The organism is Sorangium sp. So ce281 (assembly GCF_051527395.1).
GTDB classification, from domain to species: domain Bacteria; phylum Myxococcota_A; class Polyangia; order Polyangiales; family Polyangiaceae; genus Sorangium; species Sorangium cellulosum_B.
This window is the reverse complement of sequence record NZ_CP150322.1, coordinates 7,782,526-7,803,551: the sequence shown is the minus strand read 5'-3', so window position 1 is coordinate 7,803,551 and position 21,026 is coordinate 7,782,526. Positions and strand designations below refer to the sequence as shown.

Sequence of the window (21,026 nt, the reverse complement as noted above, 5' to 3'; positions counted from 1 at the left end):
GACCATGAGCATGTACAAGGCACTTGCGCTGGGTTCGGTCCTGCTCGCGATCCTCGGCCACGGCGCGCCGGCGGGCGCGCAGGAGAAGGGCAAGCAGCGCGGCGTCATCACGCTCGCGGAGGTGACGATCACGGGCCGCATCCAGAAGCCCATCGCGGCCGTCGACGTCAGCCGGATCCAGCCGAAGCTCACGCTCGCCGAGCTGCGTCAGCCGTTCCTGGACCGCATCGAGCAGGCGATCTTCAAGGAGCCGTTCTAGGCGGCCGGTGTGTCCGCCGCCGCCGTGCTCTTGAGCGCGCTGTCGATCGCGTCGAGCGCCGCCTGCGCCGCGATCTCGTGGAAGCACCCCGCGCAGGTCGCGCGCGCGGCCGGCGGCGACCTGATGTCGCTCGCGCGCTCGCTCCGCGCGCTGCCCGGCGAGGCGCGGCTGGCGGAGCTCGCGAGGCGGTCGCCGCCGGAGAGCTGGGAGCGCCGCCTCGCGATCGAGGTCATGGCCGTCGCCGACCCGCGCGCGAAGATCGCGGCGGCGAACGAGCTCCTCGCCGAGATCGAGCAGCGGCTCGACGCCGGCGCGGGGTGGCCACGCGCGGCGGCGCGCCTGTCGGCGCTCGCCGCGCTGTTCCTGGCCACGCTCTCGTACCTCGCGCAGGCCGGCCCCTCGGTCATCGCGCTCGTCCTGGGCGCGGGGGGCGCCGGCGCGATCGCGTCCGCGGCCGCTGGGCGGGCCGGCCGCGCCGCTGCCGCGCGGGGGCGCGAGGCGATCGACGGGCTCGTGCGGGTCGCCCTGGAACCGCTCGATAACGCCGATAGCGCCGGTAACATCGACGATGGCGTCGGGGGCCCCGGGCGCCCTTCCGGATCGCCCCGACGCGCTCGCCGGGCGCCCCGGTGAGCGCGGCGCGCTCTCCTGGACCGCCCCGAGCTGTCCGTGTACCCTCGCAAATTATGGTGCCCTCCGCTGCGCGGCGCGTCGCTCGCGGATCCGGGCCCGGGGCCTGCGGGGCCCCGGAGCGCGGCCCCGCAGGCCGCGCGCGATCGCGATCGGCGCCCGCTTCGTCCCCCCTCTCCCGGAGTCCTTTGGAATGACCCAGCAGCACCCGCACCCCACCCCGTCGCGCCCCGGGCAGCCCGGGCAGATGACCGCGGTCATGCGGGCGGTCGCACCGGTGACCGGCCCGAAGGTGCTCAGGATCGGCCTGGTTCAGGGGGGGAAGGTGATCGAGGAGCGCGTCATCAAGCAGCGCACCCACGTCACCATCGGTCCCAGCGAAAAGAGCATGTTCGTCATCCCGAGCAAGAGCATCCCGCCGAATTTTCGGGTGTTCGAGCTCGTGGGGGGCGAGTACTTCCTCAATTTCCTGGACGGGATGACCGGCCGTGTCGCCTTCAAGGCCGGCGTCTCCGAGCTCTCCGCGCTCAAGTCGTCGGCCAAGCGCGTGGCGGTCGGCAATGTCCAGGCCTACCAGGTCCAGCTCAGCGAGGAGGCGCGCGGCAAGCTCGTCGTGGGGGAGACGACGTTCCTCTTCCAGTTCGTCGCGCCGCCGCCGGTGCAGCCCAAGCCGCAGCTGCCCGTCTCGGTGCGGTCGGGGATCGCGAACGACATCGACTGGACGACCACGATCATCGCCGCGTTCTCGTTCCTGTTCCACTTCGGCGCCGTGGGGTCGATCTACTCCGACTGGATGGACCCGGTGGTCGACGATGAGATCGACGTCGCGCAGCTGCTCGAGTCCGTGAAGCAGCTGCCCCCGCCGCCGGTGGAGCAGCCGAAGGAGGACGTCGAGGCGCCGGCCGCGACGGCGGCGCCTGCTGCCGAAGCGCCCAAGGCCGCTGGCGGTGGGAACAAGGGGGCGGCGGCCGCCAGCCCGGGGAAGGGCTCTGGCGGGATGAGCGACGCCCGCGCGTCGGCGCTCACCAACGAGCTCGCGCAGCTCGACATGCAGATGCTTGGCGCGCTCAACTCGAGCGGGAACGCGACCGCCAGCGTCCTGAGCTCGGGCGACGTGCCCACCGGCTTGCTCGAGAACGCGGCCGCCTCAGGGGCCGGCGTCGGCAAGGGCGGTGTGGCGGGATTGAACATGGGCGGCGCCGGGAGTGGCACCGTGCGACCTGGCGCGGCCGGCGGTGGCGGCCTCGCCACGATTGGCAATACCGGGACCAGCGGCCCTGCGACGGCCGGCTCGGCACAGACGGTCAAGGGGCCGGTGGGCAACGCCCAGGTGGGCGGCGCCGCAGTCTCCGGCGGGAGCGTCTCGAACGCGCCCTCCGTCGTGGCCGGGATGACCGCCGGCTTCCGTCGTTGCTATAACAAAGGTCTTCAAGAGGACCCGAGCATGAAGGGATCGGTCCGGATCACCGCGAAGATCGGCCCCAACGGCGAGGTGCTCTCGGCGACCCCCTCCGGCGGCGGCGGGCTGTCCGGTACGGTGGTCTCGTGCGTCGTCGCGCGCGTCCAGAGCGCGCAGTTTGCGCCGCCCGAGGGCGGCGGCGCGACGGTTGTGATTCCTGTCACTTTCGTGAGCCAATAGCCCCCGATGCTCTCCGGGTCTGTGAACAAGACGCAATTCTCTCTCCTCGCTTGCACGTGAATGGCGTGCTGACGTCGCGCATCGAACCGAGAGAGCGCCGTACGGGGGCTCCCGACGGACGCGCGCTGCTGGCTGCTCGGCATGTTCATTGCGTTTTGACAATTACGTCTACCCGCACCTATACTGCGCGGGTCTGACTTCCGGAGGCTTCGATGAAGCGTGAACAGATCCCTGGCTTCGCCGCAGTGGCGCTGATCTCGGTCGTGGTCGGCCACGGGATCGCCGCTGCGCAGGCGCAGACGGCGCCTCCGCCGGACGCCTCCGCCGGCCTCGCGCGGCAGGTGACGCTCTCGCCCGCAGAGCAGCTCGCGCAGAGCGAGACCTACCTCGCCCGGATGGACGGAGCCCGCACGTCGGTTCGTCGCCAGCTGGAGACGGCCCGGTCGCAGCGCGACGTCGTGAAGACGCTCTGTCTTGACGACAAGCTGAATCAGATCGATGTCGCCATCCGCTCCGCCCGCGAGCGGCGGCAGGGCCTGGAGCTCGCCGTGAATCGGCGTGACGTCGATCTCTCCAACCATGAGTTCACGATCCTGACGGTGCTGCGGCAGCGGACTGAGCAACTGACGGCCGAGGCCAACCAGTGCATCGGACAGGAAGCGGGCTTTATCGGCGACAGCGCCGTGACGGCGACGATCGATCCGAACCTCCCCAAGGACGATCCTTCCGAGTATCCCGTCAGCCAGATCATCATCGAGCCGCCTGCGTGCAGTAGCTGTTTTCGGTAGGCGACCGCCTCTCTCGGATTGCCACTGCCCAATAGGCGATGAAACTTCGTGAAACCATAGCCGCTGCCGCAGTCACACTCACTCTGTCCCCGGCGTTGGCCCTGGCGCAGGATCAGCCGTGGCTCAAGGATCGGCGCTACACCGAGGGCATCGGGATACGCAGCGGCGATCTCGAGCTGCATCCCGGAGTCGCTGCGGAGTTCGGTTATGACTCCAACTTCTTCCGCCGGGACGAAAACGATTATGCAGGCCTCAATGATCGCGGGCCTGTTGGCTCGTTGCGGCTCCGGATCACGCCGTCGTTTTCGCTCTCGACGCTGAGCCAGCAGCGCTACGAGGTGACGCCCGACGCGCCGCCGCCAGACGTCGAGTTTCGCGCCGGCATCGCCGCGACCTATGAAGAGTTCTTCCCTGTATCCGGCAGCGAGGTCGGGCAGGATCGGCTGAGTGAGCAGCGGAACATCGGCGGCCTGCTCGACGCCAAGCTGACGATCCTGCCCCGGCGCCCCTGGTCCGGGATCCTCGATGCGTCGCTCGGCCGGACCATCGCCTCTTCGGATCTCGGGATTTCCAACCAGAGCTTTCGGCGCGTCCACGCCGACGCCGGCGCGGAGCTCGTGTGGACGCCCGGCGGGGGGCTGCTCGACTGGCGGCTAGGTTATCGCTTCCTGGGCACGTTCTTCGAGGTCGACGAGTTCGACAGCCTGACGAACTTGCACCACTCGATCCGGACGCGGGGTCGCTGGCGCTTCTTGCCCCGCACCGCGCTCATCTACGACGCGTCGCTCGGGTTCGTGAATTACCCGAACCCGGCCGCTCAGCTCTCCTCTCATCCCCTGCGCGCGCAGCTCGGTATCAACGGCCTCGTGACGTCGTCGTTTGGCCTCCTCGCGATGGCCGGCTGGGGCGCGAGCTTCTACACGTCAGACAGCCAGGCCGAGGTGCACGACTTCGACAGCGTCATCGGCCAGCTCGAGCTGAAGTGGTACCTGACGCCGAACCCATCGGCCGATCCCGAGGCGGCGACGCTCGCGCTGTCGTCGCTGTCGGCCGGATTCACGCGCGATTTTCACGACAGCTATCTCTCGACCTACCACGAGCGCGATCGCGGTTACCTCAAGCTGACCTACTTCTTCGGTGGGCGCTTCCTGCTGATCGCCGACGGCGGAGTGGCGGCCCATGTGTATCCTGCGATTCCGGGGGACGGGATCAACTCCACGTCTTCGGGTCCCTGGACAGACGTCCGCGTCGACGCGTCCCTGTTCGGTGAGTACCGCATAGGGGATTCGCTGGGGATCAACTCGACGCTACGTTACGGCAACAACATCAGCGGCAAACATCTGACGCCTCCGCGGGAGACGACGCCGAACTACCTCGGATGGCAGCAGTTCGAGGCGTACCTGGGCGTGCGCTGGTTCATGTGATGCGGCGCTCTGGTCGGTGGACCGCCGCCGTGCTCGCGCTGGCCCTGGCTGCGTGCTCATCGCGAGCGCCCCAGCCAGCGAACCTGCCTGCGCCGGTGGAGGCGACGACCATCGGGGTCGGCGACGTGTTCGAGCTCCGCATCGTCGGAGAAGACAAGCTGCCCTCGACGTTCACCGTCGCGCCGGATGGCACCGTCGACTTGCCCTACCTGAAGCGGCTCAAGGTGTCGGGCCTCGAGCCTCAGGAGGTCGCGGAGCTCGTGCGCGCGAAGCTCATGGAAGGGCAGGTCCTCACCGACCCCAGCGTGAGCGTGAGCATCAAGGAGTACAACTCGAAGCGGGTCGAGGTGCTCGGCGAGGTGCAGAAGCCCGGGTCCCTGCCGCTCCAGCCCGGCATGACGCTGCTCCGCGCCATCTCGATGGCGGGAGGGTTCAACAGCATCGCGGACAAGGATCGGATCACGATCCGCAGGAAGTCTCAGGGCAAGACGGTGTTCACCACCGTCTCGGTCGAGGACATCATCGACAACAAGATCCCCGATGTGCCGCTCCAGGCAGGGGACTCGATCCACATCGCCCAGCGGGTCTTCTGAGCGCGCAGGCGCCGTCCGCCACCTCTCGACCGAGGTGGCGCGGTCGCTCTCAGTTCTTTCGCGCGAGGCGGAACTGCTTCCTGCCTGTCGCCGCGTCGACGGTGGGAGGCTCGATGCGGAGCATCGTCAGCGAGACCTCGCGCACGCGGCCGTCGCGCTCCTGGCGGAGGCGGATCCGCTCGCCATCCGAGCTGATCACGGTGCAGTCGCCGAAGTGAAAGTGGGTCACGCTGTCGCCCACTTCCGGATAGGGCTCGTCCTCCTGGCGAGGACGGATCGGGCGTTGCGGTAGCGGCGTGGCGGCGAGCTCCGCGGAGCCCGTTGAGGCCGCGCGCGGCGGCTCCACGGCGGGCGCCGGAGGCGTCGCGCGCGGCGGCTCGATGGCGGGCGCCGGGGGCGTCGCGCGCGGCGGCTCCACGGCGTGCGGAGGCGTCGCGCGCGGCGGCTCCGCGGCCTGCACCGGAGGCGCCAGGCGGGGCGGTTCGCCCGCGAGCGCGGGGATGGCGGACGACTGGGTCGCGAGCTGCATCGCGCCCGTTCGATCGTCGAACACCCGCACCAGGGGCAGGTCATCGAACGCCGTGACGCGGAGCTCGAGCCCGTAGACGCGCGCCCACACGAGCTCGCCGGCGGCGAGCTGGAGGCCGACGCCCGACTCGCGGGCGAGCGTGGCGGACAGCCGAAGCGAGGTCTCTCCCTGCTGGAGCGCGATGTTCCCCGAGAGCGCCACCACGTCGCACGGGCCGTCGAGGACGCGCGTCTTCGCGTAGGTGCGGGAGGCTTGATCGAACAGCGCCACCTCGGCCTTCTCCAGCGAGCCTACCCCCTCGATCCAGCCGGAGCGCGCCTCGGCCTCATCGAGGGCGCGCACCAGCGCTGCAGGGAGCTCCTCGCCCCGGTCGAGGCGGATGATCAAATGGCGGGCACGGCGTGCCTCGAGGACATTCATCTCTGTTTCTTTTCTCCGGTCGTCGAGGGGGCTGCGCCTGGAGCACCCGGGGCTCCTTCAGAGCGCCGAGCGCGGGTCGCCGTCACCTCGATCTGGGGCGCGCCAGGCGCGCGCTTGGCTGATGGGTCGCCAGCGGCGGCCGTGATCCGGTCCGCCGGCAAGCCCGCGGTTGCAAGGAGCTCCTTGACGGCGCTAGCGCGCGCGCCCGCGAGCTCGAGGGCGCGCGTGGACGGATCGCCCTGACGATCGGCGTAGGCCTCCACGATGACGATGTCGAGGGGCATGCGCCCGCGCATGAGCTGGGCGATCATGCCGAGCTGCGCCGCGAGGGCCGGCGGCACGCGGGCGCTCGCTGCCGGGAAGCGGGCCAGGCCGTCGAGGACGACCTGATCGCCGGACCACCGCGGCAAGGACCTGCCGGCCGGCTCAGGGCAGCCGTCGGCGTCGTTCGTGCCGTCGATCGTCTCGGCGGTCATGGGGCATGCGTCGGCCGCGTCGACCACGCCGTCCTCGTCGTTGTCGGGCTCGGGGCATCCGTCGTCGTCCTGGAAGCCGTCGCGATCCTCGGCGTTGTCCGGGCACTGGTCGCTGGCGTCAGGGACCTGGTCGATGTCGTTGTCGGGATCGGGGCACCCGTCGTCGTCCTTGAAGCCGTCGACGTCTTCGGCGCCCATGGGGCACATGTCGCGCGCATCCAGGATCCCGTCGCCGTCGTTGTCGGGATCGGGGCATCCGTCGCTGTCCTGGAAGCCGTCGCGGTCCTCGGGGTCGTTCCGGCAGGCGTCGGCGTCGTCCGGGACGCCGTCGCTGTCGTCGTCCGCATCCGGGCATCCGTCGCCGTCCTGGAAGCCGTCGATCGTCTCGGGCTCGTCCCGGCACCTGTCGCGACCGTCGGGGATCCGATCGCCGTCGTTGTCGGGCTCGGGGCATCCGTCGCCGTCCTGGAAGCCGTCGCGATCCTCCGCGACGAGCGGGCACTCGTCGTCGCGATCGAGGACGCCGTCGGCGTCTGCATCGCGCCCCGTCGGCGCATAGCGGAGCCCCAGGTTGAACCGGAAGCGCGGCGCGGTGAGCGCGCCGCCGGAGGCGAACGGGATGGCGCCGCCGCCGCCCGCGGACAGCGAGACGTCGCCCGCGAGCAGCGGGGCGCTCGTGGCCGACAGGATCCACTCCGCCGGCACCAGCGGCGGGGCTCCGGCGGGCTGCTCGGCGAGCGTGTAGAGGGCGAACGCCTCCGCGGACGCTGTGAGCCAGCGGTCGGGGAGCACGTCGACCGAGGCGCCGAGGGCGCCGAGGAGCTGGGGGCCGACCTCGGTGTCGATCAGCGTGCTCGAGCCACGCAGCCGGGCCCCGACCTCGGTCGCGAGCAGGAGCTTGCCGAGCCGGTACGCCGCGGTGACGCTCGGCGCGAGCGTCACGGTCCCGGCGCTGGCGAACACCGACCCGTCGCCGGTGGGCACGCCCAGATCGAGGCGCGCTGCCAGCGAGAAGCCATCGAGCGGACCACGCCGGGCCGGCGGCACGATCGCGAACGCGGCGCCCAGGCGAGCGTCGCGCATCACGCTGCGCTGGAGCTCCGTGTCGGTGCCGAGGACGTCGGAGAAGCCTGCCCCGTCCTGGTACAGGGTGACGGGAGCGGCGACCGTGACCTCCAGGCGATCGGTGAGCCCGAACGACGCCAGGAAGGTCGCGTCGACCATGTTGTCCAGCGCATGGATGACCGTCCCCTCGGGGTCGGGCGAGGCGGTGCGCAGGCCCACTGGCCGCGACAGGTAGCTCGCCACGAGGCCGAACGAGGCCTTCGCGCTCGGAGCCGTCCCTGTGCTCCCCACGGCGAAGAAAGGGCCGCCGCCTGCGTGAGGCCAGAGGTTGTCGGCATCGATACAGCCCGACAGCCCGCTGGCCGGCGCGCACTCGTCCGCGCGCGCCGGCGCCGGAAGGAGGGCCGCCATGAAGACCCCGGACACCGCCAGCAGCGGGAGGCTCGATCGTGCAGGCTCCCTCCGGTTGGCGCGCATCGCGCCCGACCCTCTACTACTGCCGGGGGGAGAGTCAAAAGAGCAATCGACGCGCCGCGATCCGCTGGCGTCCGCGGCTTGGTTTGCGTCGGAATGCGTCGTGCTCCGCGGTCGCGCTGGCGCCGTGCTAGGACCACGCCCGGCCGGGGCCGGCGCCGCCGGCGTCCGCACGACCATGATCGACGACTCACACCCGCTCCTGCTCGGCTCCGGCTCGCCGCGCCGGCGAGAGATCCTGACCACGCTCGGCCTGCCTCTCCGCGTCGCGGCGGCCGAGGTCGACGAGGCGGGGCGCGCCGCCGAGGACGCCGCTGCCTACCTGGAGCGCGTCACCCTGGCGAAGCTCGCGGCCGCGCGGCGCCTGCGCCAGGCGGCCGGGGCGGGCGCGATCCTCGTCGCCGACACGTCGGTCCTCCTCGGCGATTCCATCCTCGGCAAGCCGCGGGACGAGGTCGACGCGCGCGCCATGCTCCGCGCCCTCTCGGGCCGCGAGCACCAGGTCTGGACGAGGTTCGCGATCGCCGGCGGCGATCGGGCCGACGTCGCGACGGCATCCGCCCCGGGCCTCGCCGAGGCGCTCCACGCCGAGACGGTCGTGACGCGGGTGCGCTTCCGCGAGCTCGACGACGGCGAGGTGGCGTCGTACGCGGCGACCGGCGAGGGGCTCGACAAGGCCGGCGCCTACGCGATTCAGGGCATCGGCGCGTTCGCCGTCGCGCGCATCGACGGCTCCTATTCGAACGTCGTCGGTCTGCCCGCGTGCGAGGTCGTCGCTGCGCTGCGGGCCACCGGCTTGCTCGCGCGCTTCCCGCTGTCGCTCGCGCGCTCGTCATGAGCGACGGCGCCTCGGTCGCCGCGCGTCGGCGCGACGCGGGCGCGATTTTCGCGCTCGCCCTCGCCGCGCGGCTCGCCACGGTCGTCTGGGCGGCCGGGCGCTTTCCGCCGACCGCCGACGGGACGTACTACCAGCGCATCGCCGAGCGGATCGCGGCGGGGCTCGGCTACACGTGGCTATGGCCGGACGGCGCCGTCACGTACGCCGCGCACTACCCGGTGGGCTATCCGGGCGCGGTCGGCGCGCTGTACGCGCTGCTCGGCGCGCACCCCGCGGTCGCGATGCTGCTGAACGCCGTGCTCGGCGCGCTCGCGGCGCTCGCCGTCCATCGCCTGGCGGCCCGCGCCGCGCCGCGCTCGCGCGCCGTGCCGGCGCTCTCCGGCGGCCTCGTCGCCCTCCACCCCGGGCTCGTGGCGTATACCCCGGCGCTCATGACCGAGGGCGTCACCGGTTCGCTCGTCGCCTGCGCGGCGTGGGCGTCCGCGAGGGCGCGCGAGCGCCGCCCCGCGCTGGCCCCGTTCGCCGTCATCGGGCTGCTCATCGGCGCCGCCACCCTCGTCCGCCCGCAGGCGCTCCTGCTCGCGCCCCTGTTCGCCGGCCTCGCCCTCTCGGGCTCTCCGCCCGCGGGCGGTCCCCGGCTCCTCCCCCCGTTCGCCGCGCGCGCGGCGCCCGTCCTGCTGGCCGTCATCGCGGCGCTCCTCGTGTGCGCGCCCTGGACCGCGCGCAACTGCCTGCGGATGAACCAGTGCGCCCTGGTGAGCGTGAACGGCGGATGGAATCTCCTCATCGGAGCGGACCCGGCGTCCACCGGCGCCTGGGCGCCGGTCCAGGTCCCCGAGGCGTGCCGCGAGGTCTTCGACGAAGCCGGCAAGGACGCCTGCTTCGGCCGCGAGGCGCGCCGGTACATCGCGGAGCACCCGGGCGAATGGCTCGGGCTCGTGCCCAGGAAGCTCGCGGCGACGTTCGACTACTGCGGCGCGGCCGGGTGGTACCTCCACGCCTCGAACCCGTCGGCGTTCAGCGAGGCCGACAAGGTCGCGCTCGGCGCCGTCGAGACCGTCTTCGAGCGCGTCGTCCTCCTCGCCGCGCTCGTGTGGGCGGCGCGCCGGCCCGCGCAGGCGCCCGGCGCAGCTCGCCTTCCCCTGCTCGCGCACCGCGCGCTCGACGTCGCTCGGCTCGCGCTGTTCGCGCTGGGGGTCGTCGCCGCGCTGCACCTCCACGCATGGGTCGGCTACCTCGCGCTCCTCGGCCTCGCGCTGCTCAAGGGCCGCGCGCTCCTCCGGGCGCCGGTGCTGGCAGGCGCCGCGCTCGCCGTCCTCGCTGCGACCGCGGCGACGCACGCCGTGTTCTTCGGTGCCGGGCGTTACGCGCTGGTCGCGTTCCCGCTCCTCTCGGGGCTCGCCGCCCTCGCCGCGGCGCGCCAGGAAGCGGATCGGCCTGCCGCCGGCGCGCCCCGCGCGACCACCCACATGCCCGCCGCGCCCCTCACGCCGCCGGGCGGGCGCCGGGGCGGGCCGTCGGACGACGAGCTACTTTGACAGCGCCGCCTGGGCTGCTGCATCCTAGGCCCCCGTCGGCTCGGGAGCGCGTGCCCCCGGCTGGCGAACCTGGAGGAGAGACGGATGCCCTTGATTGAAACGGAAGAGGCGGCGCGCCGCCTCGCGCGCGCCATCGCGAGCGATCTCTCGCTCTACAACGAGGAGAAGATCGTGCAGGGCATCCAGCAGGATGACCTCTTCACGGTCTTGTCCGAAGAGATCGAGGAAGGGCGCGCCCTCTACAAGAGCCGCGTCTCGCCGGACCTCTACCAGAAGAACTTCTACGACCGCGCCCTCATCGACATCCTCATCAAGTCCAAGGGCCACATCAAATCGAAGATCTGGTAGCGAGCGCCCGCAGCTGGTCGAGCGCCTTGCGCATGTCCGCTGGCAGCGCGCTCTCCCAGCGGACGGGCTTTTGCGTGGCGGGGTGGATGAACCCGAGCACGCGCGCGTGGAGGGCTTGCCGGCCCAGCTCCTCCGCGATCGCCCGTACCGCCGGCCTCTTCGGCGGCTTGCCGTAGAGGGGGTCTCCGAGGACGGGGGTCCTGCCGCGCTCGGCGAGGTGCACCCGGATCTGGTGGGTGCGGCCCGTCTCGAGCGAGCACGCGACGACGGTCGCCGCGTCGCCGAGCCTCTCGAGCACGCGGACGTGCGTCACGGCGCGGCGCGGCGCGGCGACGCGTGAGCCGGGCGCGCCGGCCCCGGCGCCGGGTCCGCCGGCGCCGCCGCGGATCCACGACGTGAACCGGAGCCTGTCGGTCGGGTGCCGGCCGTGGAGCGTGTCGTAGGTGGCGTCTCGCGCCTCGCCGGCGACGATCGCGGCGTACTCGCGCTCGATCGCGTGCCTGGCGAACCGATCTTTCAGCGCCTCGCGGGTGGGCTCGTCCTTCGCCACGACGAGCAGGCCGCTCGTCCCTCGGTCGAGCCTGTGCACGATCCCCGGGCGGACGTGGCCCATGGGATCGCGCGGATCGGCGGGCGCCAGGGCGAACCCGGGCAGGGCGAGCAGCCCGTTGACCAGCGTGCCGGACGCGTGGCCGCGGGCCGGATGCACGACGAGCCCGGCAGGTTTGTCGATGACGAGCAGGTGCTCATCCTCGTACACCACCGGGACGGCCACGTCGGGCTCGGCCGCGGTGGACGAGGGCGGCGGCTCTTCGGGTCGGACCTCGACCAGCGCGCTCGCGCGCACCGCCACCGACGCGCGCGCGGGCTCCCCGTCGACGAGGACCCGACCGGCGGCGATCCACCGCTGCACCGCCGCGCGAGAGGCCGCATGGCCGGCGCGGTCGAGCAGGTGGACGACGAGCTTGTCGAGCCGGTCACGAGGGTCGCCGTCGTCCACCCGGAACCGGAAGTGGAGCGCTTCTGCACCGGCAGCCATCGCGTTCGTCACGGACGTCGTGCGCGGCCGGGCGATGCCAGGGTGAGGGCGCCGCGGCCGCGCGATCAATACTCCGTGTCGCCCTCGTCGTCCTCTTCGGCGGCCCCGAGCTCGGGGTTGAGCGCCACGTGCGACTCGAGGTCCTCGAGCCGCTGCGCTTCGCGCAGCTTGATGAGGCCGCACTGCTCGGCGAGGTACAGGTCGAACGCGGTGTAGCGCGGGAAGACCCGGACGTTCGTGTCCTCGTTGTCGAGGCCGAGGATGACGAGCTCGCCGTCCCGCCTGGCCTCCCCGAGGTAGAGCGCGTTCCATGGCTGACCGGGGAGGTTGGGCAGCCTCACGAGCTTGGCCCGGAGTCGCGATTCGGTCCAGCCGAGGTCGGTCTTCGCCTCGGCCAGCTTGCGGACCGAGGTGAGCTTCGGTCGAGGCGCCGACGGGTCCTGGCCGAAGCGATGCTTCCCCTTGAACCGCGGGCCCAGGCTATCGAGCCTGAAATCGAACTCGAGGAACGCCCGCAGCGTGGGCGGCAGCTCGACCATCAGCCTCGACTCGAGCGCATCGAGAGCCGCCTGGCTCGCCCCCTCGGCGGTATGGCTGGAAGGGCGCTTCTTCAGTTGCGCGATCACGCGATGCACAAGCTCAACGCCACGTTCGATCGGTGCCATGTGTCCACGGGCCGCGGTTACGCGGTGTTCTTCAGGACCCAAAGGGCCTCACTGGGGCCGCGTCTCTGGGCCCCGACTGTTGCAGGCTCGCCGCGCGCTCGGTCGGCTCTCTACATCGGCCGACCGGGTGCGCATCCCTCTATGGTGCCTACCGGTCCGGTCCGCTCGGTGTCAACCTGCGATCGCACTGCGATCGATCATTCCTCTTCTCCCTGAAGTGCTCGCCTGGTTTCCCGTTTCCCGTCATCCTCGTCTCGAGGAGCGCGGTCCGCCTCTCCCGCGTGCGCTGAAGGCGCGCCGCGCTCGCCAGATCAGGACGGCGGCTGCGATGAGCACCACCGCGGCGCCGATCCCGAGGATGACCCATTGTGGCGCAGGGTAACGCCCGCGCTGAAGGCCAGGGGGCGGCCGCTCGTACTCGATCTGGAGCTGCGCGCCCACCGGCCCTCGTTACACGCGGATGCTCCGACCCGCAACTGATCCCGTGGCGCGAGCTGGCCGGCTCGGCGTGCAGGCCAGCTCGTGAGCAGCCCTCGCGGCTGCTCGGGCCGGCCGCGCAGAGCGAGGAAGCGCGCTCCAGACCAACACCTCGCCGACCGGCCAGCGCCAGCGGATCAGAACTTGCTTTCCTGGAAACTCGGGGTTGTCAAGTGGACCAAAGCGCGGGCACCGTGCGGCCGGTGCGAGAGATGAAGCCGGGCTCTTCAGTGTGGGTCGAGGGGGCGCTTCCGCGGCCTTCCCGGATTCGACGGTACCTCATCGCGCTCGGCGCATGGGCGGCGCTCGGCGTCCTGGCGGGAGCGTGCGGCCGGACGAGCCTCCCCGACCTCTCGAACGCCGGCGCTGGAGGGGGCGGCTTCGGTGGCGCGACGAGCGGCAGCATGTCGACCTCATCGAACGGAGGCGAGGGCGCCGGAGGCTTCGACGCGTGCGGCGGCCCCACGGACTGTGACGATGGCGACGACTGCACCAGCGACGACTGCGTAGGCGGGCGCTGCGACCATCGCCCCCGCGACGACGATCGGGACGGCGTCGGCCCGACGTTCTGCGGCGGGAGCGACTGCAACGACCTCAACCCGTCCGTCTTCCCGGGCGCGCCGGAGATCTGCACGGACGCCGCGGACAACGACTGCAACGGCGTCAGCGACTGCTTCGATCCCGCGTGCGCAGCAGGGGAGATCTGCGGCTGCACCCCGAGCCCTGCCGGCGAGCGCTGTCAGAACGGCGCCGACGACGACTGCGACACGATCGTCGACTGCTTCGACGCGGACTGCTCGGGGACGCCGGCCTGCGGCTGCTCCGCCTCGGAGGCCGGGAAGTGCGGCAACGGCGTCGATGACGACTGCGATCTCGCCTTCGACTGCGACGACGCCGACTGCGGCTCCGACCCGCTCTGCGCCTGCAGCGCCCAGCGCGAGCGCTGCGACAACCGCGAGGACGACGACTGCGATCTCCTGGTCGACTGCGGCGATCCGGACTGCCGCGGCATCTTCCCTTGCGCGTGCGAGCCGCCCGGCTCGCCGGAGCGGTGCGAGGACGGCGTCGACAACGACTGCGACGGGCGCGTCGACTGCGCGGATCCGCAGTGCGTCTCCGCGCCGGCCTGCGCGCGCTGCGTGCCGGAGATCTGCGACGACGGCGTCGACAACAACTGCGACGAGCGCGTCGACTGCGCGGACAGCGCCTGCGCCTTCGCGCCGAACTGCGAGCCGACGCCGGAGCGGTGCAACAACCACGTCGACGACGACGGCGACGCCCTGGTCGACTGCCAGGACCCGGACTGCGCGAGCAGCCCGGTGTGCGTGCTCGAGCAGGCCAACTGCCTGTCGCCGAAGCGCATCCCCGGGACTGGCACGTACACGGGGGACACCACGGGGCACGTGAGCGAGACCCGGGGTGAGTGCGGCGGCGACGCCGGCGAGGCGGTCTTCTTCTTCGTGCTCACCGCGCCGTCGCGCGTGCACGTCGACTCGCGCGGGTCGGCCTTCGACACGGCGCTCTACGTTCGCACGGGCGTCTGCAGCTCCGGCCGGGAGATCGGCTGCGACGACGACAGCGGCGGGTCGCGGGCCTCCCTGCTCGATTTCGGCATCCTGTACCCCGGCACCTATTTCGTCTTCCTCGACGGCTTCACGATCGATCCCGCGAGCGGACCGAACGAGGGCCCCTTCGTGCTCAACGTCGAGATCGTCCCGAACCCGCGCGAGATCTGCGACGACCACCTCGACAACGACGGCGATCACTACGTCGACTGCGCTGATCCCGGCTGCGCCACCTTCGGCTCATGCCGGAGCTGCGCGAAGGGCGCCGCGCCTGGCCCCGAGTTCGGGACCGCCGCGTGCACCGACGGGATCGACAACGACTGCGACGGCGCGCTGGACTGCGCTGACGAGGACTGCAGCGCGAGCGACGTCTACGTGACGGAGTGCTGTAACGGCCTTGATGAAAACGGGAACGGGTTCCCTGACGATTTCACCTGCCGATGCGCCTCCGACGCCGATTGCGACGAGGGGCAGATCTGCTACACGCACACGTCATTCACGTGCGGTTTCCCGTGCGAGAACTTCCTCGGGAGCATCTGTCCCTTCGTGGCGCCGGGCTCGCACTGCAACGACGCGACCCATCAGTGCGAGTTCTGATGGGCGTCGAGGTGGCGCCGCCGCCCCTTTCGCGCGGACGGCGCTCCCCGGCTGGCGCTCGTCCAAGCTAAGGTCAGGTCATGGAGATCCTGATCATTCGCCACGGCCACGCCGTGGATGACGCGCCGGACCTCGGCGACGCGGGTCGCTGGTTGACGGGCAAGGGGCGCAAGCTGACCCGGCGCGTCGCCAAATGGCTCGCGAAGCAGGAGGACCGCTGTCCTGGGGTGATCTGGACGAGCCCCCTCGTGCGCGCGGTGCAGACCGCGGAGATCGTCGCCGACGCCGCCCGGCTGACCGACGAGGTGTCGGTGGTCGCCGAGCTCTCTCCCTCGCGCGACACGGCCGAGATCCTTCGCCGGCTCTCGCAGCACCAGGGGGCTCAGCCGCTGGCGCTGGTGGGGCACGAGCCTTCGTTGTCGGCGCTGGTGACGTCGCTGCTCGGCGATGGCGGCTGGGCCGGCCTGAGCCTGAAGAAGAGCGGCGTCGTCGCGGTGAGCTGGGACGGGCGCGGGCCGGGGACGCTGCGCTTCGTGTTGGATCTGAAGGCCATGAAGGCGGTCACGCCGGTGAAGGACGCGCAGCAACAGGCGCCCCGCGCGCGGTGATGGCGTCGACGGGCGCCCGCGCCGCGGCGCCGTCAGCGCACCGCTCTCTCCACGGCGCTCAGCACGTCGACGTCGCGGACGCCGTCCGCCTCGGCGCGGTACGACAGCACGATCCGGTGCCGCAGCGCCGGGATCAGCAGCGCCCTCACGTCGTCCACGTCTGCGGCCGCTTCGCCGCGGAGCGCAGCGCGCGCCTTGGCCGCGATCACCAGCGCCTGGCTCCCGCGCGGCCCCGCGCCGTAGCGCACGTAGTCCCGGACCTCCTGCGCCGCGCGCTCCGCCCCCGGCCGCGTCGCCCGGGCGAGGCGCACCGCGAGGTCCACGGCCTCGTCGGTCACCGGGATCCGCGGGACGAGGCGCCCGATCGCCAGCACCTCTCTCGCCTTGAGCACCGCCGCGATCGCCGGCGGCTTCCCCGAGGTCGTCCGTCGCGCCACCTCGCGCTCCTCGGCCTCGCTCGGGTAGGTGACGTGAATCTCCAGCAAGAAGCGGTCGAGCTGCGCCTCTGGCAGCGGGTAGGTCCCTTCCTGCTCGATCGGGTTTCGCGTCGCGAACACCTGGAACGGGTCGGGGAGGGCGTGCGTGGTGGTCCCGACGGTCACCTTGCGCTCCTGCATCGCCTCGAGCAGGGCGGCCTGCGTCTTCGGCGGCGTCCGGTTCACCTCGTCCGCGAGGACGAGGTTGTGGAAGATGGGGCCGGGCTGGAAGCGCAGGCTCCGCGACCCGTGCTGCTCGTGCAGCACGTCGGTCCCCGTGATGTCGGCGGGCAGCAGGTCAGGCGTGAACTGGACGCGCCCGAAGCTGAGGTCGAGCGCCCTCGCGAGCGACGACACGAGCAGGGTCTTGGCGAGCCCCGGGACGCCGACGAGCAGCGCATGCCCGCGCGCGGCGAGCGTGATCAGCATGGCCTCGACGACGTCGTCCTGCCCTACCACCGCCGCCGCGATCGCCGAGCGGAGCCGCCTGGCCCCCTCCGCCGTGCGCTCGAGGAGCGCGGCATCCGAGAGGGCGGTCGATTCCTCCTCGGCGGTCGTCTCGGCGTCATTCCTGTGCTCGGGATCGCTCATACGGGCAGGGCTCGTACCCCGAGGCCGCGATGCCGACAAGGACCCGGCGAAGCCGGCTCTCCCCGCGGCGCCTGTCCTGGCCCGTGGAGGTTTGCTCGGACAGGTGAGCCGGTGTTAGCAATCGATCGCAATGGCGCAGAGCTCTGAGGCCCGGGAGAGGAGGGGGGCGCACGCGGCGGACGTGGAGGCGCAGCGCGAGCTCGAGGTGAGCGAGCCAGCGGACGAGCCGGGCAGCGGCAGCGCCGGCGCGGCGGAGGACGGCGCGGGAGCGGCCGCGAGCGGCGGCCAGGGCGGCCCTGGGCAAGGCGGCGCGGAGAGCGGTGAAGCGCCGTCGGCGCCGCTCGAGTCCCTGAGCTTGCACGACGGGCCGATCCCGCACGCGCCGCTCCCGCCGGTCGCGGCGCCGTGGCGCTCCTACAAGGAGATCCTCGCGAGGCTGGCCCAGCGCGTGCTCGACGCGCAGCGGCCGATCCGCATCCTCCAGGCGCTCCGCTGGGAGGCGGACGTCGAAGAGCAATTTGTCCGCTCGAAGCAGCGCGAGCTGCCGAAGGTCGCCTACTCGGACGATCTGGGGTTCGACCCGGAGGCCAAGCAGCGCGAGCTCGAGGAGATCCTGCGCGACGCCGAGCGGGAGCTCGGCAAGCGCGATCGGCTCGGGCAGATCCTCCGCGCGACGGCGGACGAGTACCGGAAGGTCGTGAGCATGCTCATCGGGCGGGGAACGAAGGCGTTCTACGCGCTGTCCCGCGAGCTCTACGGATCCCCGAAGGACAAGCTGCCAGACGGAAAGACGAGCGTGCGGGACATGGGGTTCGTGCTCTACGACCTCCTGACGGCGATCGGCGGTGAGCGGCTCGGCCCGTCGCAGCAGCGGGAGATCACGGCGGAGATGGCGGCGCTCGATCTGAACGCCCGCTTCGACCGCTTCTTCGGCGGCGCGTCGATCCGCGTGCAGGTGGACGACTCGCTCCTCGCGGACGCCGCCGCCGGCAGCGACTACGTGAAGATCCGGAGCGGCGCGATGTTCTCCAAGAGCGATGTCGACATCCTCGAGGCGCACGAGGGGTGGGTGCACGTGGCGACCAGCCTGAACGGGCAAGCTCAGCCGGTGGCGCGCTGGCTCGCGAAGGGGCCTCCGCGCACCACGGCGGTGCAGGAAGGGCTCGCCGTTCTGGTGGAGATCCTCACCTTCAGGAGCACTCCGCGTCGCGCGAAGAAGCTGAACGACCGCATCCTCGCGGTGGACAAGGCGGAGGACGGGGCGTCGTTCCTCGACGTGTTCGAGTGGTACCGCACCGAAGGTTACGAGGAAGACGAGTGCTTCCAGAATGCCAGGCGCGTCTTCCGCGGCGGCGTGCTCGCGGGAGGGGCGCCGTTCACGAAGGACGCCTGCTACTGTAAGGGGATCGTCCTCAACTACGCCTTCATGCGCGCGGCCATTCAGCACGATCGGGCGATGCTGATTCCCTTCTTGTTCGTGGGGAAGGTCGCGCACGAGGACGTCCCTGTCCTCCACGCGCACATGACCGACGGGATCATCCGCCCGCCTCCGTATCTCCCGCCGATCTTCGACGACATGAACGGGCTGGCGATCTGGATATGCTATTCTTCCTTCTTCTCCCGCCTGGGGGGGACGGCGCTCGCCGAGCACTACGGCAGGATGCTGGAGCGCTGAGGGCGGCCGACGCCGGGGCCTCGGTTGCGCCGGCCTCCTTTCGGTACGTGCGGCGGTCGCCTACGGAGCTGGCGCGGCGCAAGCCGCGGCGCTCGGGCCCGCCGCGTGCGCCTCGGCGATCTCGCGCGTGACCGCGAGCCAGATCCTGCGCCGGGTAGCGTCCGGCACCTCGGGGATGAGCCTGGCGGTGCTCATGAGCGACTCTTCGTCCGCCCCGCGGGAGCGCTCGGCGACCTGGAGGCTCAACGGATCGTGGAGTGCGCGTCGGTCCTCGGCGTTCATGCGCTTCACCGCCACGCGGAAGTCTTCGCGGGCCAGCCGGAGGCGGTTGCGCACCGTGTTCTCCTTCACGTCCAGGTCGCGCGCGATGTCGGCGGTCGTCAAATCGAGCAGATCGTGCATGATCAAGACCACGCGTCGCTCGGAGTCGAGCGCGCCGAGCAGCCTGCCGACGAGCTGGCCGCTTTGCTCGCGCGCGAGCAGCTGTTCCGAGGTCAAGCCGGGGTCGGCGAGCTCGAACGGCCAGCTCGCCCCGGCGCCGACCGCGATCTCTCGGCGGCGGTGGGCGCGCCCGCGATAATGGCCGACCTGTCGCCACGCGATGCCGAACAGCCAGCGCCTGAGGGGCTCGCCGAGCGGGCTCGCCGTCGGTGGCGCCCCGCGTTCCAGGCTCGGGGCGCGGTCGCAGGGGGGATGTCTGGCGCGCGCCTCGTCCGAGCAGCGCCTCGGATCGAAGCGATCCAGCGCGTGATACGCAGCGATCAGGACGTCTTGCAGGACGTCGTCGACGTCGCGCTCTGCCACCCCGAGCCAGCGGAGCGCTTGTCGGAGGAATGACAGCCCGACAGTGTACACGGTCTCGAAGCTGGGCCGCTCCAGGAGGGGCCCATGCTCAACAAGCTGTTGCATGCCTGAACTTACGTGCAGCAGCCCCCTCTGATTTGAAAATCGTCCACCCCTCCGACGCCACCATTAAAAAGTAATTTTTGTCACATTCTAGGCGGTGTCAGCCTGGTCCGGCTGCCCACGGAGAAGAACGGCGAGGCAGCGCGCTGGTCGACGTGCGGCGTGCGCTCGGTTTGCGCTCGGTTTGCGCTCGGTTTGCGCTCGGTTTGCGCTCGGTTTGCGCTCGGTTTGCGCTCGGTTTGCGCTCATTTGCCTTGGAACACCGGTTTCCGCTTCTCCATGTACGCGGCGAGCCCCTCGCGCGCGTCCTCCGACGTGAACAGCTCGGCCTGGAGCTCTCGTTCGAGGGCGAGCCCCTGTTCGAGCCCTACCTCGCAGCCCGTCTGAACGGCGCGCTTGATGCGCCCGACCGCCAGCGCCGCGCGGTCCGGCAGCGTGAACGTGTGGCTGTACGCGAGGATCCGGTCGATGAACTCGTCATGGGAGGCCGTCTCCCAGACGTCATTGATCAGGCCAACCGCGAGCGCTGTCTCGAAATCGAACGTCTGCCCCTCGCACATCAGCTGGATCGCGCGTGATTTGCCGATGAGCCTGGCCAGGCGCTGGGTGCCTCCGGTGCCAGGCAGGACGCCCAGCGTGACCTCGGGGAGGCCGATCTTGCCGGCGCCTTTTCGGGCGATGCGGAGGTCACAGGCCATCGCGATCTCGAGACCACCGCCCACCGTGTGGCCGTTCAGCGCGGCGATGCAGAGCTTCGGCGTGTGCTCGAGGCGGCTCAACGTCTCGTTCGCGTGGAGACAGAAGTAGTATTTGAACGTCGGGTCCGACTCGCGGAGCATGTTGATGTTCGCTCCTGCGCAGAAGAACTTTTCGCCGTGCCCGGTGATGACGATGACATGGACATCGTTGTCGAAGCGGGCCTCGAGGATGGCCGCGTCGAGGTCCTTCATCATCTCGTGGGTGTAGCCGTTGACGGGCGGATCATTGAGCGTGAGCAGCGCGACGCCTGCAGAGGTGGCGTAGTCGACGAGGGCCATGGGCGCTCTTTACCAAACCGTCAGAAAAAGCGCTGCCCCCTGGTGGAAAGGCGCGGGGTTGTGCTACCCCGCAGGGACGTGCTCATGAACGCGCAGGACGTGCGGCAGAAGTTAAAAGAACTCATGGTCGAGGAGCTGAACCTCGAGGGGAAGACGCCGGCCGACATCGACGACGCCGCGCCGCTGTTCGGCGCGGGGCTGGGCCTCGATTCGCTGGACGCGCTCCAGCTCGCCATGAGCGTGGAGGAGCGCTTCGGCGTCCGCATCCCGGAGGGCGACGAAGCGAGGCCGATCTTCGCATCGGTGGACGCGCTCGTGGCCCACATCGTCAAGTCGACCGCGGCGGCGTGAGCGCGCCGCAGAGGGCCG

20 protein-coding genes are annotated in these 21,026 nt (G+C 71.2%); 13 read left to right on the top strand and 7 right to left on the bottom strand.

The window, feature by feature from the left end:
- The first annotated feature begins 10 nt into the window (after nt 1-10).
- The 6 genes from WMF27_RS29550 to WMF27_RS29525 all read left to right on the top strand — a co-directional run bounded on the left by WMF27_RS29550 (nt 11) and on the right by WMF27_RS29525 (nt 5,333).
- Nucleotides 11-259 carry a hypothetical protein gene (locus WMF27_RS29550; protein ID WP_437765531.1) on the top strand — a complete coding sequence of 83 codons (249 nt, stop codon included), beginning with the start codon at nt 11-13 and terminating at the stop codon, nt 257-259.
- A 9-nt stretch (nt 260-268) separates the two neighbouring features.
- Nucleotides 269-892, top strand: a complete 624-nt coding sequence (locus tag WMF27_RS29545) for a hypothetical protein (RefSeq protein WP_437765532.1) — start codon at nt 269-271, stop codon at nt 890-892.
- 190 nt (nt 893-1,082) lie between these two features.
- Complete coding sequence (locus WMF27_RS29540) at nt 1,083-2,528, top strand: AgmX/PglI C-terminal domain-containing protein (RefSeq protein ID WP_437765533.1); 1,446 nt, start codon at nt 1,083-1,085, stop codon at nt 2,526-2,528.
- Between the two features lie 212 nt (nt 2,529-2,740).
- A complete protein-coding gene (locus tag WMF27_RS29535; protein ID WP_012238568.1) occupies nt 2,741-3,316 on the top strand; it encodes a hypothetical protein in 576 nt (191 codons plus the stop codon).
- 38 nt (nt 3,317-3,354) lie between these two features.
- Nucleotides 3,355-4,740 (top strand): hypothetical protein, encoded by a 1,386-nt coding sequence (locus WMF27_RS29530; protein ID WP_437765534.1) that lies wholly within the window; start codon nt 3,355-3,357, stop codon nt 4,738-4,740.
- Complete coding sequence (locus WMF27_RS29525; RefSeq protein WP_437765535.1) at nt 4,740-5,333, top strand: polysaccharide biosynthesis/export family protein; 594 nt, start codon at nt 4,740-4,742, stop codon at nt 5,331-5,333. The genes WMF27_RS29530 and WMF27_RS29525 overlap by 1 nt, the downstream gene beginning before the upstream one ends.
- A gap of 49 nt (nt 5,334-5,382) precedes the next feature.
- Here the strand turns inward: WMF27_RS29525 and WMF27_RS29520 are convergent, their stop codons facing one another.
- Both WMF27_RS29520 and WMF27_RS29515 read right to left on the bottom strand, forming a co-directional pair.
- Nucleotides 5,383-6,282, bottom strand: a complete 900-nt coding sequence (locus WMF27_RS29520) for a PPC domain-containing DNA-binding protein (RefSeq protein WP_437765536.1) — start codon at nt 6,280-6,282, stop codon at nt 5,383-5,385.
- Nucleotides 6,279-8,300, bottom strand: a complete 2,022-nt coding sequence (locus tag WMF27_RS29515; RefSeq protein ID WP_437765537.1) for an OmpA family protein — start codon at nt 8,298-8,300, stop codon at nt 6,279-6,281. Before WMF27_RS29515 ends, WMF27_RS29520 begins: the two co-directional genes overlap by 4 nt.
- Before the next feature lie 175 nt (nt 8,301-8,475).
- On the opposite strand from WMF27_RS29515, the gene WMF27_RS29510 reads away from it, so the two are divergent.
- The 3 genes from WMF27_RS29510 (at nt 8,476) to WMF27_RS29500 (ending at nt 11,021) form a co-directional block, all read left to right on the top strand.
- Nucleotides 8,476-9,135: a Maf family protein gene (locus tag WMF27_RS29510; RefSeq protein WP_437765538.1), complete on the top strand. Its 660-nt coding sequence runs from the start codon at nt 8,476-8,478 to the stop codon at nt 9,133-9,135.
- Complete coding sequence (locus tag WMF27_RS29505) at nt 9,132-10,673, top strand: hypothetical protein (protein WP_437765539.1); 1,542 nt, start codon at nt 9,132-9,134, stop codon at nt 10,671-10,673. The genes WMF27_RS29510 and WMF27_RS29505 overlap by 4 nt, the downstream gene beginning before the upstream one ends.
- 84 nt (nt 10,674-10,757) lie before the next feature.
- Nucleotides 10,758-11,021, top strand: coding sequence for a hypothetical protein (locus tag WMF27_RS29500; protein ID WP_437765540.1), 264 nt, complete (start codon nt 10,758-10,760; stop codon nt 11,019-11,021).
- Here WMF27_RS29500 and WMF27_RS29495 read toward each other — a convergent pair.
- Both WMF27_RS29495 and WMF27_RS29490 read right to left on the bottom strand, forming a co-directional pair.
- Nucleotides 11,002-12,060 (bottom strand): RluA family pseudouridine synthase, encoded by a 1,059-nt coding sequence (locus WMF27_RS29495; RefSeq protein WP_437765541.1) that lies wholly within the window; start codon nt 12,058-12,060, stop codon nt 11,002-11,004. The two genes, WMF27_RS29500 and WMF27_RS29495, sit on opposite strands and share 20 nt — an antisense overlap.
- 65 nt (nt 12,061-12,125) lie before the next feature.
- A complete protein-coding gene (locus tag WMF27_RS29490; protein WP_437765542.1) occupies nt 12,126-12,686 on the bottom strand; it encodes an SMI1/KNR4 family protein in 561 nt (186 codons plus the stop codon).
- Nucleotides 12,687-13,606: 920 nt separating this feature from the next.
- Between WMF27_RS29490 and WMF27_RS29485 the strand changes: the two genes are divergently transcribed.
- Nucleotides 13,607-15,364, top strand: coding sequence for a MopE-related protein (locus WMF27_RS29485; protein WP_437765543.1), 1,758 nt, complete (start codon nt 13,607-13,609; stop codon nt 15,362-15,364).
- 80 nt (nt 15,365-15,444) lie between these two features.
- Nucleotides 15,445-15,972 carry a phosphohistidine phosphatase SixA gene (gene sixA / locus WMF27_RS29480; RefSeq protein ID WP_437765544.1) on the top strand — a complete coding sequence of 176 codons (528 nt, stop codon included), beginning with the start codon at nt 15,445-15,447 and terminating at the stop codon, nt 15,970-15,972.
- A 32-nt stretch (nt 15,973-16,004) separates the two neighbouring features.
- Here the strand turns inward: sixA and WMF27_RS29475 are convergent, their stop codons facing one another.
- Complete coding sequence (locus WMF27_RS29475) at nt 16,005-17,039, bottom strand: AAA family ATPase (RefSeq protein WP_437765545.1); 1,035 nt, start codon at nt 17,037-17,039, stop codon at nt 16,005-16,007.
- Nucleotides 17,040-17,169: 130 nt separating this feature from the next.
- Here WMF27_RS29475 and WMF27_RS29470 point away from each other — a divergent pair, with 130 nt between their 5' ends.
- The gene (locus WMF27_RS29470; RefSeq protein WP_437765546.1) at nt 17,170-18,714 is read left to right on the top strand and encodes a flavohemoglobin expression-modulating QEGLA motif protein; all 1,545 of its coding nucleotides are present in this window, start codon (nt 17,170-17,172) and stop codon (nt 18,712-18,714) included.
- Nucleotides 18,715-18,774: 60 nt separating this feature from the next.
- Here WMF27_RS29470 and WMF27_RS29465 read toward each other — a convergent pair whose 3' ends face one another.
- Nucleotides 18,775-19,623, bottom strand: coding sequence for an RNA polymerase sigma factor (locus WMF27_RS29465; RefSeq protein WP_437765547.1), 849 nt, complete (start codon nt 19,621-19,623; stop codon nt 18,775-18,777).
- Nucleotides 19,624-19,865: 242 nt separating this feature from the next.
- On the bottom strand, nt 19,866-20,657 hold the full coding sequence (locus tag WMF27_RS29460) for an enoyl-CoA hydratase/isomerase family protein (protein ID WP_437765548.1): 792 nt from the start codon (nt 20,655-20,657) through the stop codon (nt 19,866-19,868).
- Between the two features lie 84 nt (nt 20,658-20,741).
- Between WMF27_RS29460 and WMF27_RS29455 the strand changes: the two genes are divergently transcribed.
- A complete protein-coding gene (locus WMF27_RS29455) occupies nt 20,742-21,008 on the top strand; it encodes a phosphopantetheine-binding protein (protein WP_044969499.1) in 267 nt (88 codons plus the stop codon).
- Nucleotides 21,009-21,026 lie beyond the last annotated feature (18 nt).